This window comes from Leucobacter chromiireducens, assembly GCF_051993095.1.
Taxonomy (GTDB): domain Bacteria; phylum Actinomycetota; class Actinomycetes; order Actinomycetales; family Microbacteriaceae; genus Leucobacter; species Leucobacter chromiireducens.
Map to the genome: position 1 here is coordinate 837,517 of NZ_CP197024.1, position 16,917 is coordinate 854,433.

The following is a 16,917-nucleotide window of genomic DNA, read 5'->3' on the forward strand; positions in this document are numbered from 1 at the left end:
GTCACTTCTTCTTCCGGTCGAGAAACTCGGTCATGCGGCGCATTTTCTCGGGGCTGTCAAACAGGGTGGCCTGCTCGGCGAGATCGATGGCGGGGTGCGCCTCGCGCGGTGCCCGGAGCACGCGCTTCGTGGCGCGGGTTGCCTCGGGGTCGAGCTTCGCGATGCGCCCGGCGATCTGTTCGGCTGCCGCGAGCGCCTCATCGCCGGTGTCGTGGAGGTGCGTGATCAGGCCAGCGGCGAGTGCCTCGTCGCCGGTGAGGATGCGCCCCGCGAGCAGGATCTCCGCGGCGAGCGGTTCGCCCACGAGCTCGCGGAGTCGCCAGGTGGCGCCGGCCGCGGCGATGATGCCGAGCCCCGTCTCTGGGTTGCCAATGCGCAGCGCGGGGGTGCCGACTCGGATGTCTGCCGCGTACGCGAGCTCGGCGCCGCCGCCGAGCGCGTAGCCGTCGAGTGCCGCGATCACGGGCATGGAGAGCGCTGCGATCCGCATGAATGCGCGCGTGTTGATGCCCGCCCGGGCGTCTGCCGCGCGGCGCTCACGCAGCTGCGCGATATCGGCGCCCGCCGCGAAGCTGCCGCCGGCGCCGTGGAGCACGAGCGTGCGGGGATCCCGCTCGAGACCCGCGCACAGCTCGTGCAGCGCGTCGATGAGATCTTGATCGATCGCGTTCCGTTTCTCGGGGCGATCGAGCGTGGCGAGGATATGGCTGCCGCGATCCTCGATGCGCAGCGCGCCGGACGCGGGTGCTGTCGCGCTCATGCGTCGACCCGCTCGATGATCGTGGCGGTGCCCTGGCCCACGCCCACGCACATGGTGGCGAGGCCGTACCGAGAACCCTCGCGCTCCATCCGTCCGAGGAGGGTCACCAGGAGGCGTGAGCCCGAGGAGCCCAGCGGGTGCCCAAGCGCAATCGCGCCACCGTCGGCGTTGACCCGCGCGGGATCGAGGCCGAGCCGCCGAATGCACGCGAGCGACTGCGAGGCGAAGGCCTCGTTGAGCTCGACCGAGCCGATGTCTGCGGCGGAGAGGCCGGCGCGGGCGAGCGCTTTCTCGGTGGCCGGCACGGGGCCGAGCCCCATGACCTCGGGGGCGAGTGCGGCCGACACGCTGGTGACGATGCGTGCGCGGGGAGTGAGCCCGTAGCGCTCGATGGCCGCGCCGCTCGCAACGAGAAGTGCGGAAGCGCCGTCGTTCAGGGAGGACGCATTGCCCGCGGTGACGACTTCGCCGCCGCGCACCACGGGGCGCAGTCCCGCGAGCACCTCGGCGGTGGTGTCGGGGCGGGGGCCTTCGTCGGTGTCGACGAGCCGGGTCGCGCGGCCGTGCGGGGCTTCGACGGGCACGATCTCGTCGCGGAAATGCCCGGCGGCCATAGCGGCGACCGCGCGGCGGTGGCTCTCCACGGCGAACGCGTCGGCGTCCGCGCGGCTGATGCCGTCAACGCGGGCGACCTCCTCGGCTGTCTCCGGCATGGTGAAGGTTGCCTTCTCGCGCGCGGCGAGCTCGGGGTTCGTGAAGCGCCAGCCGATGGAGGTGTCGAACTGATCGCCGGGCTTCGCCCAGGCGCGACCCGGCTTCTCCTGCACCCAGGGCGCGCGCGTCATGGATTCGACGCCGCCCGCAACGATGAGATCGGCGTCGCCCGCGCGGATGGCCTGCGAGGCGTTCGCCACCGCGGTCATGCCCGAGGCGCACAGCCGGTTGACTGTGTACCCGGGCAGCTCGTCAGGCAGTCCGGCGAGCAGCACAGCCATGCGTGCCACGTTGCGGTTGTCCTCGCCTGCCTGGTTGGCAGCACCAAAGATCACCTCGTCGAGCGCGCCGGCGGCGATCGCCTCGGCGCTCAGCCCGGACCGCTCGGCCGCCGCGCGCAGCACGGTGGCCGCGAGATCGTCGGGGCGAACGCCCGCGAGTGCGCCGCCGTAGCGGCCAACCGGGGTGCGAACCCCTCCTACGAGATATGCCTCTGGCATGGGCGGTGACCTCCTCGTCGTGCCCCGAACGCCCGTCACTCGAATTAGTGACTGATCGGTCGGTAATGAATTCAACAATAGGGTGCCGCGCGGGGTTTTCGCAAACATCGCGCGGCATGCGTCCGGGCCGGTGAAACGGCCGGGGGCGCGGCGGCCTGAGCCCCCGCGCCCCCGCGCTCACACCCGGGGATAGGCGGCGAGCGGGTGCTCCAGCAGGTCGACAACGGCCCGCAGGAAACCGGCTGCGTAGCCGCCATCGCACACGCGGTGGTCAAACACCAGCGACAGCTGCGCGATGCGCCGTGGCACGATCTCGCCCTCGACCACCCAGGGCCGCTCGATCACGCGGCCGATGCCGAGGATCGCCACGTTCGGGGTGTTGATGATCGCCGCGGAGCCGTCGACGCCAAAGGCGCCGTAGTTGTTCACCGTGAACGTGGAGTCGCGCATCCGCTCGGGCGGTGTGCGGCCATCCCGCGCGGTCGCCGCAAGTTCGCGCAGCGCCCCGTCGAGCCCGGCAAGGTCGAGCGCATCTGCGCGCGGGATCACGGGAACCATGAGCCCCCGCTCGGTGTCGACCGCCACGCCGAGGTTCACGCCGTCGAACAGTTCGAGTGCGTCGCCGGACTCGGTGAGCCTGCCTGCGAGCAGCGGGAAGCGGTCAAGCGCCAGCAGCACGTAGCGCGAGAAGAGCGCCGTGAATGAAGGCGCCTTCGCATCGGCCGCCGCCATCGCCGGGCGCAGCCGCCAGAGCTCGGTCACATCAACGTCGACCCATACGGTGGCCTCGGGGATCTCGCTGCGGCTGCGGCTGAGTGTGGCGCTCACGGCCTTGCGCAGCTGGGTGAAGCGCTCGGTCTGCACCACCCGCAGCGGTTCTTCGCTGGCTGCGGCGGGGGCCGAGCTTGCCGCGGCGTGTGCGAGTGCCGCGGCAGCCCGCAGAACGTCCCCGCGGGTCACCGCGCCGTCCGCACCGCTCGGCTCGAGCGCCCGGGGATCGACGCCGAGTTCGCGGGCGAGTCGGCGCACAATCGGCGAGCGCACGGCCACCGGGCGATCCGGCACCGAAGCAGTCCCGGCGTGCCCGGGGAGCGTGGGGCGCGGTGGCTGCTCAGGGCGGCCGGCGGGCTCAGGCGCCGCGGGGCGCTCTGGCGGGCGGCCAGCCGCGCCGCGTCGGCGCCTGCGCCCCTTTGTGGGGCCCGAGCCCGTGCCGTATCCGATCAGCACATTGCCGGAGCCGGCCTGCTCCTCGGCGCGGTACGCCTCGTGCTCGGCGGAGGATGCGGGTGCTGCAGCGGTGCTGGGCGCCGCACCACCGGCAGCGCTGTCGTCGGCGGTGGGCGCAGCGGAAGCCGCTGCGCCGTCCTCGATCTCGATTACGGGTGCGCCCGTGAGGATCGTGCCGCCCTCATCGCCGTGCCGCGCGAGCACGGTACCGGCGAACGGTGAGGGGAGGTCGACGATGCTCTTCGCGGTCTCGACCTCGGCGATCACCTGGTCGATACCGATCGTGTCGCCCACCGCCACGGTCCAGCGCACCAGCACGGCCTCGGTGAGGCCCTCGCCGAGGTCGGGCAGCATGAAGGTCTGCACGCTCATCGCTCATCCTCCTCGAAGTGCAGGGAATCGATCGCGTCGAGCACGCGGTCGACGTCGGGCAGGTTCCAGTGCTCGAACTTGGGGGAGGGGAACGGCACGTCGAAGCCGGCCACGCGGCGCACGGGCGCCTCGAGGTGCTCGAAGCACTGCTCGAAGACGCGCGCCTGGATCTCGGAGGCGACGCTTGCGAAGCCCGGCGCCTCGGCGATGACCACCGCGCGTCCTGTGCCCCGCACCGCGGCCATCACGGTCTCGTCGTCGAAGGGCGTGAGCGTGCGGACATCGACCACCTGCACGCTGCGCCCGTCTGCGGCCGCCGCCTCGGCTGCCGCCAGTGCGACGGGCACGGACGGGCCGTAACTGATGAGCGTCACATCGGTGCCCTCGCGCACCACGCGTGCCTCGCGCAGCTCCGCGACGATCGAGGTGTCCACGGGGCCCTTCGACCAGTAGAGCTTCTTCGGCTCCATGAACACGACAGGATCGGGCGAAGCGATTGCCGCGCGCAGCAGCGAGTATGCCTCCTGCGGGGAGGACGGAGAGACCACGGTAAGGCCGGGGGTGTGCGCGTAGTAGGCCTCCGACGAATCGCAGTGGTGCTCAACGCCGCCGATGCCGCCGCCGAAGGGGATGCGAATAACGATCGGCATGCGGCTGGCGCCACGGGTGCGGTTGCCGAGTTTTGCGACGTGGCTCACCACCTGCTCGAACGCGGGCAGCGCGAATGCGTCGAACTGCATCTCCACAACCGGGATCAGGCCGTTCATGGCCATGCCGACCGCGGTGCCCATGATGCCGGACTCGGCGAGCGGGGTGTCGAAGCAGCGATCCTCGCCGAAGCGCGCGGTGAGCCCGTCCGTGATGCGGAACACACCTCCGAGCGCGCCCACGTCTTCACCGAAGATGAGCACGCGCTCGTCCTCGGTGAGTGCATCGGCGAGCGCGCGGTTGAGCGCTGCGGCCATCGTCATCGTTTCGACGGCGGGCGCGTGCTCGACGGTTCCGCCGCTCTGCGGGGTGCGGCGTGCGGTCTCGGGTGCGCCCGGCGCCGGTGCGGCGGGGCGCTGGGGGAGGGTTGCGGTGCTCATGCGGGAGCCTCCGTTCGTGCGATCTCGTCCTGCAGCAGCTGCCACTGGGCGGTGAGCGTTGCCGGGCGCTCGGCGTAGACGTGGGTGAAGAGGTCTTCGGGGTCGACCTGGGGTTCGGCGTTCATGGCGTCGCGCAGCTCGGCTGCGGTCTGCTCGGCCGCGGCCGTGAAGCGCGCCTCAGTCTCGTCGCTCAGGAGACCCGAGGAGCGGAGGTGCTCGCGCACCCGAGTGAGCGGGTCGCGTTCGATCCAGGCCTGCACCTCCTCGTGTTCGCGGTAGCGCGTATCGTCGTCCGCGTTTGTGTGCGCGAGCATGCGGTAGGTGTGCGCCTCGACGAGGCTCGGGCCGTCACCGCGGCGCGCACGGTCGACCGCGGCGCCGAGTACGGCCATGAGCGCCGCAACATCGTTCCCGTCGACGCGCTCGCCCGGCATGCCGTAGCCGATGGCCTTGTGCGCGAGCGACGGGGCCGCGGTCTGGCGTGACAGCGGTACCGAGATCGCAAACTCGTTGTTCTGCACGAAGAACACGACCGCGAGCCCGAACACAGCGGCGAAGTTCATGGCCTCGTGAAAGTCGCCCTCGCTCGTCGCGCCGTCGCCGCACATCGCGAGCACGACGGTGTCTTCGCCACGCAGCTTCGCCGCGTGCGCAAAGCCCACTGCGTGCAGCAGCTGGGTGGCGAGCGGCGTTGCCTGCGGGGCCACGCGGTGCTCGTTCGGGTCGTAGCCCGAGTGCCAGTCTCCGCGCAAGAGCACCATCGCCTGCTCGGGCTCAACGCCGCGCGCGATGACGGCGACGGAATCGCGGTAGGTGGGGAACAGCCAATCGGTGTCGCGGAGCACGCGTGCCGCGGCGATCTGGCAGGCCTCCTGGCCGTTGGACGACGGGTAGACCGCGAGTCGTCCCTGGCGCACGAGTGCGTTGCACTGATCGTTGATGCGGCGCCCCGCAACGAGGTCGCCGTATGCGGCGACGAGTTCATCGCCCGCAGGCGCGCTGAACTGCGAATCGGGAACCGGGGTGCCCGTTGGATCGATGAGCTGGACCGGGGTCTCTCTGGGCAGCAGCGAATGCGCTGAACTGGACACGGCTCCTCCTTGAGCTGACAAGAGTTCACGTTCTGTGTCCCTCAGCGTAGTGATCGTCCGTTTTTCTGGCGGTGTGCCTGGACGAACAGCACGAAAGCTGCGACTATTGCGTACAAATGCACCCCGCAACGCGGCGTGGTGCGGAGAGGGCCCGCAATGGAGCTGGACGAGACGGACCGCGCGATTATCGAGGTGCTGCGGAAGGACGCACGCGCCTCAATGACGGCGATCGCTGAGGCGGTGCACATCTCACGTGCCGGCGCCCACGCGCGGCTCGGACGGCTGCGCGAGGCTGGCGTGATTACCGGCTTCACGATCCGCACGGACCCGGTGCGCTCGGGGCTCCACTCCTCTGCCTATGTGACGCTGTCCGTTGAGCAGCCCGCCTGGCAGGAGGTGCGCGAGCGGCTGATGCGCATTCCCGAAATTGAGCACATTGCGCTCGTGGGTGGCGAGTTTGACGTGCTGCTGCTCGTGCGCGCCCGCGACAACCGCGACCTCCGGCGGGTGGTGCTCGAGGAGGTGCAGGCGATCCCCTCGGTGCGTACCTCGCGCACCCTGTTGATCTTCGAGGACTTCCCCAACACGAACGATCGCTAGCTCCACTTGTCCGAGTGGCCGCGCCCAGCCCCGGGTCGCGGCCGGTCAGGCGTGTGTGTACACTCGATGGCTATCCGACCGTTCGGTCAGGATATCCAGCAGCAGCGGACGAACAATGGAGTTCTCAATGACAGACACTGCAATAGCCGGAAGCGACGCCGCGCAGGCGGCGGCCCGACGTATCGAAGAGCGAAAGGTGCTCGCGGGCACGGTCGTTGGCACCACGATCGAGTGGTACGACTTCTTCATCTACGCGCAGGCGGCCGGCGCGGTCTTTGCGACGCTCTACTTTGCCCCGGCAGGCGAGACGGTCGGTCAGATCGTCTCCTGGGCCTCACTCGGCATCTCATTCCTCTTCCGGCCGCTCGGCGCGATTGTGGCCGGCCACCTCGGCGACCGTCTCGGGCGCAAGCGCATGCTCGTGCTCACCCTCATCATGATGGGGCTTGCCACCGCGCTCATCGGGGTGCTCCCCACCTATGCACAGATTGGGATTGCGGCTCCCGTGCTGCTCATCCTCCTGCGCGTGTTGCAGGGCTTCTCGGCCGGCGGTGAGTGGGGCGGCGCCGCACTCATGTCGGTCGAGCACGCGCCCAAGCACCGCCGCGGCTTCTTCGGGGCCTACCCGCAGATTGGCGTGCCGCTCGGCATGATCCTCGCGACCGCCACGATGTGGGTCATCACCACGACGCTCACGGAGGAGCAGTTCCTCACGTGGGGCTGGCGGATCCCGTTCCTCTTCTCCATCGTGCTCATCGTGGTCGGCTACTTCATTCGCAAGACGGTGGAAGAGTCGCCCGTCTTCAAGCAGCTGCAGGAGCGCAAAGGTGAGTCGGCCACGCCGCTCAAGACACTGTTCTCGAAGCACGCGCGTGAGGTCATCCTTGCCGCGCTCATCTTCATCGCGAACAACGCGGCCGGCTACCTGCTCATCGCATTCTTCTCGACGTACGCCACGCGCCCCGTGGCAGATGGCGGCCTGGGGCTCGAGCGCCCGCCGGTGCTGCTCGCAACCACGCTCGCCTCGTTCGGCTGGCTGTTCTTCACGCTGTACGGCGGCATCCTGTCCGACCGAATCGGCCGCGTGCGCACCTTCCAGATTGGCTACGTGCTGCTCGGCATCTGGGCGATCCCGATGTGGTTCCTTATCGATACCGGCAACCTGTGGCTCTACTTCCTCGCGCTGTTCCTGATGACCGTGGGTCTCGGTCTCTCCTACGGTCCGCAGGCTTCGCTGTACGCCGAGATGTTCCCCGCAGACGTGCGTTACTCCGGGGTCTCCATCGGCTACGCGATCGGCGCGATCTTTGGTGGCGCATTCGCTCCCATGATCGCCGACCTGGTGTTCGGGGCGACGGGCGCCTCGTGGACGATCGGCCTCTACATCCTTGGTGTCACGATCATTTCGCTGATCGCGGTGTCGCTCGTGAAAGAGCCGAAGGGCGTCAACCTGCACACGCGCTCGAACGAGGTGGTCATGCCTGAGGAGGCGTGATCCCGCTCGAAGTGTGACGCCGCGGGGCGGTCGGGGAATCCCCGGCCGCCCCGCGGCGTTGTGTCGGGGGTACGCCGCACCGAGGGAGACCCAATGACCGAACACCCAGAGCTTGCCCGCGCGGCCGCCGACGCTGCCGAGCGCGGCCTGTCCGTCGAGTTTGTGGCGCGCACGGGTGAGGGGCCACCCGCCGATGGCATGCTGAGCGGTGTACCGATCGCGAAGACGATCGTGGTGCAGCGGCGCGAGGAGTTCGTCTTCGTCATTGCGCCGCTCGCCGCCCAGTTCTCCTGGCCGAAGCTGCGCGCGCTGCTCGGCGTGAACAAGCTGTCATTGCCCGACGCCGACGGCGCGTTCGCCGCGACCGGCTACCCGCGCGGCGCAATTACACCGTTGGGCGCGCACACGCCGTGGCCCGTGATCCTCGACGCGAGCCTCGCCGGGCAGCGCATTGCGCTGGGCGCCGGCGCGCACGGCTTTGGCGCCATCGTTGACGCCGATGCGCTCGCGCGCGCCTACGACGCGGAGTTCGCCGAGCTCTCTGCGACGGCTAAGTAGCCGGCCGCGGCCTCCCGCAGGATCTCCTGCAGGCCAGTGTCATCGCTCGCGGCCATGCGCAGCCCGGACTCCCAGCCGCCCGCGCGCATCGCTCCCACGGTGCGCTGCGCGAGGTCGTACACCCCGTACGCGGCGTCGCGACCGAGGTTCTGCGCGACCACGTTCGCGCTGAGCGCTGCGTTCGCGAGCGCGCTCAGGCCGATGAGTGCTTCGCGCAGCTGCGGGGAGTCCGCGGCGGCGAGGAAGGTCGCAGTGCCGGTGACGAGCTGCAGCGCGGCGGCCGCGAGTCGCACACTGCCAAACAGTGAGTCGACGATCTCGCGCAGTGGGGCGAGACGCGCAACCTCAGGGTAGGTCTCGGGGTAGAGGAGCGCGTCGACCGCGGCGGTGACCGCGCCGCACTGCGAGTGGCCGATCACAGTGAAGAGCTGCACGCGGGGCAGGTGCGCCGAGGCGTAGTGGAGGCTTCCCAGGCACTCGGCGCCCGGCACGTTTCCCGCGATCCGCACCACAAACAGGTCGTTTGCGCCGCGCCCCAGAGCCAGCTCGATCGGCACGCGGGCGTCCGAGCAGCTCAGTACTGCGGCGAAGGGCTCCTGGTTGAGGATGCCGTCGTCGTCCGAGCCGTTCACAAAACCGAGGGCCTCAGGGTCGAGCCGCATCTCGATGTCACCGCCTGTGCTGCCGAGTGAGCCAAAGCGACGGCTGCCCGCGGAGAGGAGCTCAAGGGCTTCCGCGGGGGAGTGCGCCTCAATCGGGGCGGGCCGGTCGGACTGCGCCACCCACCGGATCTGCAAGAGCCGATCCCGATCCGCGGTGTGTGCTGCGGGCCCCGCGTCGTCGCCGTGACCGCCCGTGTTCGATTCCGTTGTCCCCATGCGCAGCATCGTAGGCGCTCCGCCGCGAGCGCGCACCGGGAATTCTCCGCGCAAGCTGCATGCGCGAGCGTAGGGTGGGGTCCGGGGCACACGCGCCCCACGAGTGAGAAGGAGCAGGCGACTTGGCTGATCGGGAGACACAGCACGCAGAGCTGGCAGAGCGATTCTTGCCCACGGCGCTCATGGAACGGATTCGGGGCCGCGCGGCGCAGACTGATCGGGCGAACGAGTTCTTCACTGAGGATCTCGCCGAGCTGCGAGAACAGGGGTACCTCACCGTGTTCGTGCCCGAGGAGTTCGGCGGGCCAGGCCTCACCCTGCACGAGGTGTCGCGCCTGCAGCAGCGTCTCGCCGGTGCCGCCCCGGCCACCGCGCTCGCGGTCAACATGCACCTGATGTGTACAGGGGTGGCGCGTGCGCTGCGTGAGCGCGGAGACCACTCGCTCGACGGCGTGTTTTCCGATGCGATGGCGGGCGAGATCTTCGCGTTTGGCATCAGCGAGCCTGGCAACGATTTCGTGCTGAGCGACTCGACCACCGCCGCAGTGCCGCAGGCCGACGGCGGGTACCGGCTCACGGGCACCAAGATCTTCACCTCGCTCTCGCCCGTGTGGACGAGGCTGATGACCCACGGCGTCGACGAGAGTGACCCCGATGTGCGCACGCTCGTCTACGGCTTTGTGACACGCGATACCCCGGGAATCACCGTGTCCGATCGTTGGGACGTGCTCGGCATGCGCGCCTCGCAGAGCCGGGCAACGAGGCTCGACGACGTCGAGCTGGCCGCGGACCGCGTGGTGCGCCGCCTACCGGTCGGCCCCGATCCCGATCTCCTCACCTTCGCGATTGCCGCGAACTTCCAGCTGCTCATCGCCTCGGTGTACGCGGGAGTTGCTCGGCGTGCCCTCCACGTCGCGGCCGAGGGACTGCGCGCGCGTCGCTCAGCGAAGGCGGACACGACGCTCGCCGAGGTGCCGGAGCACCGTGTGCGCCTCGCCGATGCGCACCTCGAGTTCCTCGCGGTGCCCGCCCTGCTCGACTCGACCACGCGTGACTTCGACGAGCTGGTGAATCACGGGGGCGGCTGGTCGCCGCGGCTCGTGGGCACTCGCCTGCACGCGACGACCGCCGCGCGGCGCATGGCCGAGGTCGCGCTGCTGTGCGCCGGTGGCTCCGGCTTCGACTCGGGGCACGAGGCAAGCCGCCTGTATCGCGACGCGGCGGCGGGGATGTTCCATCCACCCGCAGCCGATGCCGCGCGCCCGCTCTTTGCCGCGGCGTTGTTGGACGAACAGTAGCGCCATGGGGGTGCGCGCAGACCGCCACAGGACACTACTGAGTCGACCGCGTGTCGCACCGAGATCGGCGGGATTCCGCGTTCGATCCGGGCAGTGCACCCCACTGTTCACATGTGGCCCTACTCATGAGTAGCAGCTGAGTGCTAGCGTAAAAGCGGATTATTCTGCCGAGATTTGGATGCGAGGCGACATGCAGAAGCGAAAGACCAGCTGGCCGAAGCGCGCGATTGGGGTGCTCTGCGCGGGTGCCTTCGCGGGAGGCCTGCTCGTTGGCGGCTCTCTCACCACCGCCCCCGCACCAGCTCAGGCGCTTGACCTTCCCACCTGGGACGACGTGCAGGCGGCGAAGGGTAATGAGGCCGCGGCGGCGAAAAAGGTCACCGAGATCGAGGGCCTGATCAAGGATGGCGAGAAGGAGCTCGACCGGCTGCGCAACCTGCACGCCACGAAACTCGAAGAGCTGAACGTCGCAGACGCGAACGCTCGCGAGGCCGCCGACCGCGCGCAGCAGCTGCGTGCACAGGCTGAGCAGAGCCAGAAGGAGGCCGAGGAGGCCGCCGATCGCGCGGGCGTACTTGTTGCGCAGATGTACCGCTCCGGCGGCGTCGACCGCAGCATGGAACTCTTCCTTGACGCCGACGAGAAGACCGCTGACGCGCTGCTCGAGCGCATGGCGTCGATGTCGAAGGCGACCGAGCGCAACACGCAGCTCTCGGAGGAGGCACAGCAGGCAGCGAATACCGCAGACACGCTCGGCAAGCAGGCGAAGGCCGCCGAGAAGGAGCGCGAGGAGCTGCGCGAGCGCGCCGCCGTGCTCGAGGCGGAGGCCGCTACCGCCGCCGCGACGCAGGGCGAAAAGGTTGCTGAGCAGGAGGGCAAGCAGCGCGTGCTCGAGACCCAGCTCGCTGCGCTGAAGGACACGACGAGCAAGACCGTCGACGGCTACGAGGAGCGCCTGCGCATCGAGGAGGAGCAGCGCCGCAAGGAAGCCGAGCGCCTCGCCCGCATTGCCGAGGAGTACCGCAAGCAGCAGGAAGAGCTCGCCCGCCAGCAGCAGGAGCAGGCGAACAACGGCGGTGGAAACACGGGCGGTGGCAACACGGGTGGTGGCAACACCGGTGGTGGGAACACGGGTGGTGGCAATACCGGCGGTGGGAACACGGGTGGTGGCAACACCGGTGGTGGCAACGGCGGCATCTCGAACGGCTGGGTGATCCCCACCAGCAATTACTACATCTCCGACTACTTTGCGCCCCCCGGGCGACCGAACCACACCGGTATTGACCTCGCAACGGGATGCGGTACGCCCATTGTTGCCGCGGCGAGCGGCACGGTTGGCATGGCGTACTGGGATCCGTACGGCGGCGGCAACATGGTGACGGTGAACCATCCGACCGGCTGGCAGACGCGCTACGCCCACATGCAGAGCTGGGCACTTGTGGGTGGAGGCCAGCAAGTCTCCGCAGGACAGGTGATTGGCTACGTCGGCACGACCGGCGGGGCGAGCACGGGCTGCCACCTGCACTTCGAGATGCGACTGAACCAGGACGAGGGTTGGTACGGCTTCGTGAACCCCTCCTTCTACATCAACTTCTAGGAGCGACGTGGGTCGCTTTGCCCGGGCAAAGCGACGCACCCACGACGAAGGGCCCGGAATCCGTGAGGATTCCGGGCCCTTCGTCGTGGCCCCGAGGGGCCGAGAACTTAGTGTCCCTGCGCTGCGAGACGCTCCTGCGCCTCGACGATCAGCTGCTCTGCGTCAGCCGCCGAGCCCCACGCGTCCACCTTGACCCACTTGTTCGGCTCGAGGTCCTTGTAGTGCTCGAAGAAGTGCTCGATCTCCTTGCGGGTGTACTCCGGGATGTCAGCGACATCCTGGATGTGCGCCCAACGGGGATCCTTCGCCTGCACCGCGATGACCTTGTCGTCGCCGCCAGCCTCGTCGCTCATCTTCAGCACGCCGACCGGGCGAACCTTGATGCCGACCCCGGGGAAGACCGGGTAGTCGAGCAGCACGAGCACGTCGAGCGGATCGCCGTCCTCGCCCAGCGTCTCCTCGAAGAAGCCGTAGTCGGTCGGGTAGACAAAGCCGGTGTAGAGCACGCGATCGAGGTACACCCGACCGGTCTCGTGATCGACCTCGTACTTGTTGCGGCTCCCCTTGGGGATCTCGATGACAGCGTCGAATGCGGCGGTCATGCGCGCTCCTTCAATCTTGTGGTGGGTGGGCATGGTGCCGGCCCCGGCGAATAGTACTGGGACCAGGCTACCCGAAGCCCGCTGCGCGGCGACTGCCGGGCGGGTAGCCTGAGAGCATGTCCGATCGGCCGCTGCTCGACACCCGGCGCGCGGTCCGCCGTGCGCTCGCCAGTCTGCGCGCGCGCTCGGGGCCCGAGCCGCTTGTCTTGGTTGCGCTTTCCGGCGGCGCCGACTCGCTCGCGCTTGCCGCGGCCACGGCGGTCGAGGCACCGAAGCTTGGCGTGCGCGCGGGTGTGCTGCTCATCGACCATGGGCTCCAAACCGGGTCGGCAGAGGTTGCCGAGCGTGCGGGGGAGCAGGCGCGCACACTCGGCCTCGGCCCCGTGCTCGTGCGCCGGGTGCGGGTTGCGGCGGATGCCCCAGGCGGGCCGGAAGCTGCCGCGCGAGATGCCCGCTATGCGGAGTTCCGATCGGTGGCCGCCGAGGCGGGAGCGAGCGCGATCCTCACCGGCCACACCCGCAGCGATCAGGCGGAACAGGTGCTGCTTGGGCTCGCGCGCGGATCTGGCAGCCGAACGCTTGCCGGCATCCCCGAACGCCGCCCGCTTGGCACTGAGTGCGAGCTGCTGCGCCCATTCCTGGGCGCGGACCCCGAGATCACGCGTGAGGTCACCCGCGCCGCGTGTGAGCGGGCCGAGCTTGAACCATGGGACGACCCGCACAACAACGACGACCGCTTTGCGCGGGTGCGCGTGCGCAGACGCGTGTTGCCCGTGCTCGCCGAGGAACTTGGTGAGGGCATCTCCGCCGCGCTCGCGCGCAGCGCCGATCTTGCCCGGGAAGACGCAGACGCGCTCGACGCCTTTGCCGCCGAGGCCCTCGCTGGGCTGCGACGCGCGGAGCAGCAGGACGCCGTGCACGCGCCCGGTGCGCCGGGCGCCGCTGACCACGAGGTGCTCCTTCCCGCGGCCGGTATCGCGGGGTTGCCCGCTGCGATCCGCAATCGGGTGATCCGACTCGCAGGGGTGGAGTTCGGTGCGCACCTCAGTCGGGAGCACACGCTCGCGCTTGCCGCGCTCGCCACGGACTGGCGCGGGCAGGGGCCCGTGTTCGTGCCCGGGATCCGCGGGACGCGCGCGGCGGGGCTGCTTCGCCTCACCCGACAAACGGGATCACCGCGCGAGAAGCGCGACTGAGTGCCGCCGCAGACGCGCCGCGGTGCGGAACCCCTCAGCGGTGGGCACTAACATAGCCGCATGGATTCCACACACCTGGGGGATGACCTCTCCGTTGTACTGCACACCGAGGCTGAGCTGCTTGCGCGGCTCGGCGAGCTTGCCCGCGAGATCGAGGCGGACTACACCGAGGAGCCGCCGCTTCTCGTCGGTGTGCTGAAGGGCGCCGTGATGGTCATGGCGGATCTTGCTCGCGAGCTGCGCTTCCACGCGCAGATGGACTGGATGGCCGTGTCGTCGTACGGCGCTGGCACAAAGTCGAGTGGCGTCGTGAAGATCCTCAAGGATCTCGACGCCGACATCACCGGCCGCGACGTGCTGATCGTCGAGGACATCATCGACTCCGGCCTGACGCTTGCGTGGCTGAAGGAGAACCTCGAGAGTCGCGGCGCGAAGTCGGTGCGCATCTGCACGATGCTGCGCAAGCCCAAGGCGCTCAAGGTCGAGGTGGACGTCGCGTACGTCGGCTTCGACATCCCCGTCGAGTTCGTGGTCGGCTACGGCCTCGACTACGCGGAGAACTACCGAAACCTCCGCGACGTGGCGATCCTCGCGCCTCACGTCTACGGCGGAGAAGAGTAGTCAGGACGCCCCGGGCGCAGCGTCGTATTCCACACGACTGAGTGCGCCCGGGGTGCGCCCTGAGCGGACACGCGGATTCCCACAGTGGGCGGCCAGTGGAATTGGTTACGCTTGCAAGGGCTGGAATACTCCGGCACGGCACCCCCGAAAGGCCCTGACTTGGCAGAGAATTCTCCGAAGAGCTCGACGAAGAGCAAGAAGCTGTTCCGCGGCCCGCTCCTCTACCTGATCCTCGCCCCGCTGATCGTTCTGATCGGTTGGTCGTTGCTCTCGGGTGGAAGTACACGCGAGGTGCCCACGAAGCAGGGTCTTGAATTCATCGCCGAGGGCAAGACCAAGCAGGCCGAGATCATTGACGGCGATCAGCGCGTCAATCTCACCCTGACGAAGGCCGACAAGAAGCTCGGCACCGATCAGGTGTACTTCTACTACGTGTCGCAGCGCGGCGAGGCCGTCGTTGACGCGGTCACCGACGCGAAGCTGAAGGACGGCTTCACCGACAAGGTGCCGCAGCCGAACCCGCTGTGGTCGCTGCTCGGCTTCCTGCTCCCGCTGCTACTCATCGGCGCGCTGCTGTGGTGGATGCTCTCCTCCATGCAGGGCGGCGGCCGCGGCGTGATGCAGTTCGGCAAGTCGCGCGCGAAGCTGGTCTCGAAAGAGACCCCGCAGGTGACGTTTGCCGACGTTGCGGGCGCAGATGAGGCCGTGGAAGAGCTCCACGAGATCAAGGACTTCCTGCAGGACGCAACCCGCTTCCAGGCTGTGGGTGCCCGCATTCCGAAGGGCGTGCTGCTGTACGGCCCTCCTGGTACCGGCAAGACTCTGCTCGCGCGTGCCGTCGCGGGGGAGGCCGGCGTGCCGTTCTACACGATCTCCGGTTCTGACTTCGTTGAGATGTTTGTGGGCGTCGGCGCGAGCCGCGTGCGCGACCTCTTCAAGGAGGCCAAGGCAAACGCCCCGGCGATCATCTTCATCGATGAGATCGACGCGGTTGGTCAGCGCCGCGGCCAGGGCATGGGCGGCGGTCACGACGAGCGCGAGCAGACGCTCAACCAGCTGCTCGTCGAGATGGACGGCTTCGACCCGAAGACCAACGTCATCATGATCGCGGCGACGAACCGCCCCGACATGCTGGACCCCGCGCTCCTGCGCCCGGGCCGCTTCGACCGCCAGATCGGTGTCGACGCACCGGACATGCCCGGCCGACTCAAGATTCTGCAGGTCCATTCGAAGGGCAAGCCGCTCTCGAAGAACGTTGACCTCGAGGTCGTCGCGCGGAAGACCCCCGGGTTCTCTGGCGCAGACCTCGCGAACGTGCTGAACGAGGCCGCGCTGCTCACCGCGCGCTCGAACGCGCAGCTGATCGACAACCGCGCACTCGACGAGGCGATCGACCGCGTTATCGCCGGCCCGCAGCGCCGCACTCGCGTGATGAAGGACCAGGAGAAGCTCATCACCGCGTACCACGAGGGCGGCCACGCACTCGTCGCGGCAGCACTGAACCACACCGACCCGGTGACGAAGATCACGATTCTCCCGCGTGGACGCGCGCTCGGATACACGATGGTGATCCCGCTCGAGGACAAGTACTCGGTGACTCGGAACGAGCTGCAGGATCAGCTCGCGTACGCGCTCGGCGGCCGCGTGGCCGAGGAGCTCGTGTTCCATGACCCCACGACGGGCGCCGGCAACGACATCGAGAAGGCCACGGGCACCGCACGCAAGATGGTGACCGAGTACGGCATGTCCGCGTCGATCGGCCCGGTGAAGCTCGGCCAGGCACAGCCCGGCGCCTTCCTCGGCGAGTTCGGTCAGAGCCGCGACTACTCCGAGGGGGTGGCCGTCTCGGTCGACACCGAGGTGCGCGCCCTGCTCGAGCAGGCGCACAACGAGGCGTACGAGGCGCTCGTGCAGAACCGCGACGTGCTCGATCGTCTCGCGGCTGAGCTGCTCGAGAAGGAGACGCTCGATCACAACCAGATCGCAGCGATCTTCCACGACGTGCAGAAGCTGCCCGAGCGCGCCATCTGGCTCTCGCACTCGGATCGCCCGGTGTCGGATCGCCCGCCGATCGAGGTGCCCGCCGTCGTGCGAACCGATGGTGACCTCGCTGACGCCGGCGCGAACGCGGAGCAGCAGGCTGCCCCCGCGGAGACGGCAGGCGACGGAGTGAGTGCTGCCGAGCAGTTCGCCCCTGCGGAGCCCGCTGCGGCATCGGAGCCGGTCGCCCCGGCCGAGCCTGCCGAGCCCGCACGCCCGGCCGAGCCGCCGCGCAATCTCGGGGCTCCCCCCGCGACTGACGCTGACGACGCCCGGTAGC

General features: G+C 69.1%; 15 protein-coding genes. 8 read left to right on the forward strand and 7 right to left on the reverse strand.

What is annotated here, in order from left to right; translation table 11 throughout:
- Position 1 precedes the first annotated feature (1 nt).
- The 5 genes from ACR81A_RS03695 to pdhA all read right to left on the reverse strand — a co-directional run bounded on the left by ACR81A_RS03695 (position 2) and on the right by pdhA (position 5,752).
- The gene (locus ACR81A_RS03695; RefSeq protein ID WP_440312660.1) at positions 2–760 is read right to left on the reverse strand and encodes an enoyl-CoA hydratase/isomerase family protein; all 759 of its coding nucleotides are present in this window, start codon (positions 758–760) and stop codon (positions 2–4) included.
- Entirely contained in the window at positions 757–1,974 is a 1,218-nt protein-coding gene (locus ACR81A_RS03700) for a thiolase family protein (RefSeq protein ID WP_440312661.1), read from the reverse strand. The genes ACR81A_RS03695 and ACR81A_RS03700 overlap by 4 nt, the downstream gene beginning before the upstream one ends.
- Positions 1,975–2,151: 177 nt before the next feature.
- Positions 2,152–3,573 (reverse strand): dihydrolipoamide acetyltransferase family protein, encoded by a 1,422-nt coding sequence (locus ACR81A_RS03705; RefSeq protein WP_440312662.1) that lies wholly within the window; start codon positions 3,571–3,573, stop codon positions 2,152–2,154.
- A complete protein-coding gene (locus tag ACR81A_RS03710) occupies positions 3,570–4,661 on the reverse strand; it encodes an alpha-ketoacid dehydrogenase subunit beta (protein WP_440312663.1) in 1,092 nt (363 codons plus the stop codon). The genes ACR81A_RS03705 and ACR81A_RS03710 overlap by 4 nt, the downstream gene beginning before the upstream one ends.
- Positions 4,658–5,752, reverse strand: coding sequence for a pyruvate dehydrogenase (acetyl-transferring) E1 component subunit alpha (pdhA, locus tag ACR81A_RS03715; RefSeq protein ID WP_440312664.1), 1,095 nt, complete (start codon positions 5,750–5,752; stop codon positions 4,658–4,660). The genes ACR81A_RS03710 and pdhA overlap by 4 nt, the downstream gene beginning before the upstream one ends.
- A gap of 156 nt (positions 5,753–5,908) precedes the next feature.
- Between pdhA and ACR81A_RS03720 the strand changes: the two genes are divergently transcribed.
- The 3 genes from ACR81A_RS03720 to ACR81A_RS03730 all read left to right on the forward strand — a co-directional run bounded on the left by ACR81A_RS03720 (position 5,909) and on the right by ACR81A_RS03730 (position 8,405).
- Positions 5,909–6,352, forward strand: a complete 444-nt coding sequence (locus tag ACR81A_RS03720; protein WP_202381635.1) for an Lrp/AsnC family transcriptional regulator — start codon at positions 5,909–5,911, stop codon at positions 6,350–6,352.
- Between the two features lie 127 nt (positions 6,353–6,479).
- Positions 6,480–7,847, forward strand: coding sequence for an MFS transporter (locus ACR81A_RS03725; RefSeq protein WP_440312665.1), 1,368 nt, complete (start codon positions 6,480–6,482; stop codon positions 7,845–7,847).
- 93 nt (positions 7,848–7,940) lie between these two features.
- A complete protein-coding gene (locus ACR81A_RS03730; RefSeq protein WP_440312666.1) occupies positions 7,941–8,405 on the forward strand; it encodes an aminoacyl-tRNA deacylase in 465 nt (154 codons plus the stop codon).
- On the opposite strand, the gene ACR81A_RS03735 is transcribed toward ACR81A_RS03730, so the two are convergent.
- Positions 8,363–9,283 (reverse strand): carbonic anhydrase, encoded by a 921-nt coding sequence (locus tag ACR81A_RS03735; protein ID WP_440312667.1) that lies wholly within the window; start codon positions 9,281–9,283, stop codon positions 8,363–8,365. The two genes, ACR81A_RS03730 and ACR81A_RS03735, sit on opposite strands and share 43 nt — an antisense overlap.
- A gap of 122 nt (positions 9,284–9,405) precedes the next feature.
- Between ACR81A_RS03735 and ACR81A_RS03740 the strand changes: the two genes are divergently transcribed.
- Positions 9,406–10,581: an acyl-CoA dehydrogenase family protein gene (locus ACR81A_RS03740; protein ID WP_440312668.1), complete on the forward strand. Its 1,176-nt coding sequence runs from the start codon at positions 9,406–9,408 to the stop codon at positions 10,579–10,581.
- Between the two features lie 190 nt (positions 10,582–10,771).
- Positions 10,772–12,178: a peptidoglycan DD-metalloendopeptidase family protein gene (locus tag ACR81A_RS03745; RefSeq protein WP_440312669.1), complete on the forward strand. Its 1,407-nt coding sequence runs from the start codon at positions 10,772–10,774 to the stop codon at positions 12,176–12,178.
- Positions 12,179–12,285: 107 nt separating this feature from the next.
- Here the strand turns inward: ACR81A_RS03745 and ppa are convergent, their stop codons facing one another.
- Complete coding sequence (ppa, locus tag ACR81A_RS03750) at positions 12,286–12,813, reverse strand: inorganic diphosphatase (RefSeq protein WP_440312670.1); 528 nt, start codon at positions 12,811–12,813, stop codon at positions 12,286–12,288.
- Between the two features lie 83 nt (positions 12,814–12,896).
- Between ppa and tilS the strand changes: the two genes are divergently transcribed.
- The 3 genes from tilS (at position 12,897) to ftsH (ending at position 16,916) form a co-directional block, all read left to right on the forward strand.
- Positions 12,897–13,976, forward strand: a complete 1,080-nt coding sequence (gene tilS / locus ACR81A_RS03755) for a tRNA lysidine(34) synthetase TilS (protein WP_440312671.1) — start codon at positions 12,897–12,899, stop codon at positions 13,974–13,976.
- Positions 13,977–14,036: 60 nt separating this feature from the next.
- Positions 14,037–14,597, forward strand: a complete 561-nt coding sequence (hpt, locus tag ACR81A_RS03760) for a hypoxanthine phosphoribosyltransferase (protein ID WP_202381643.1) — start codon at positions 14,037–14,039, stop codon at positions 14,595–14,597.
- A 159-nt stretch (positions 14,598–14,756) separates the two neighbouring features.
- The gene (gene ftsH / locus ACR81A_RS03765; protein ID WP_440312672.1) at positions 14,757–16,916 is read left to right on the forward strand and encodes an ATP-dependent zinc metalloprotease FtsH; all 2,160 of its coding nucleotides are present in this window, start codon (positions 14,757–14,759) and stop codon (positions 16,914–16,916) included.
- The last annotated feature ends 1 nt before the right edge of the window (position 16,917 follow it).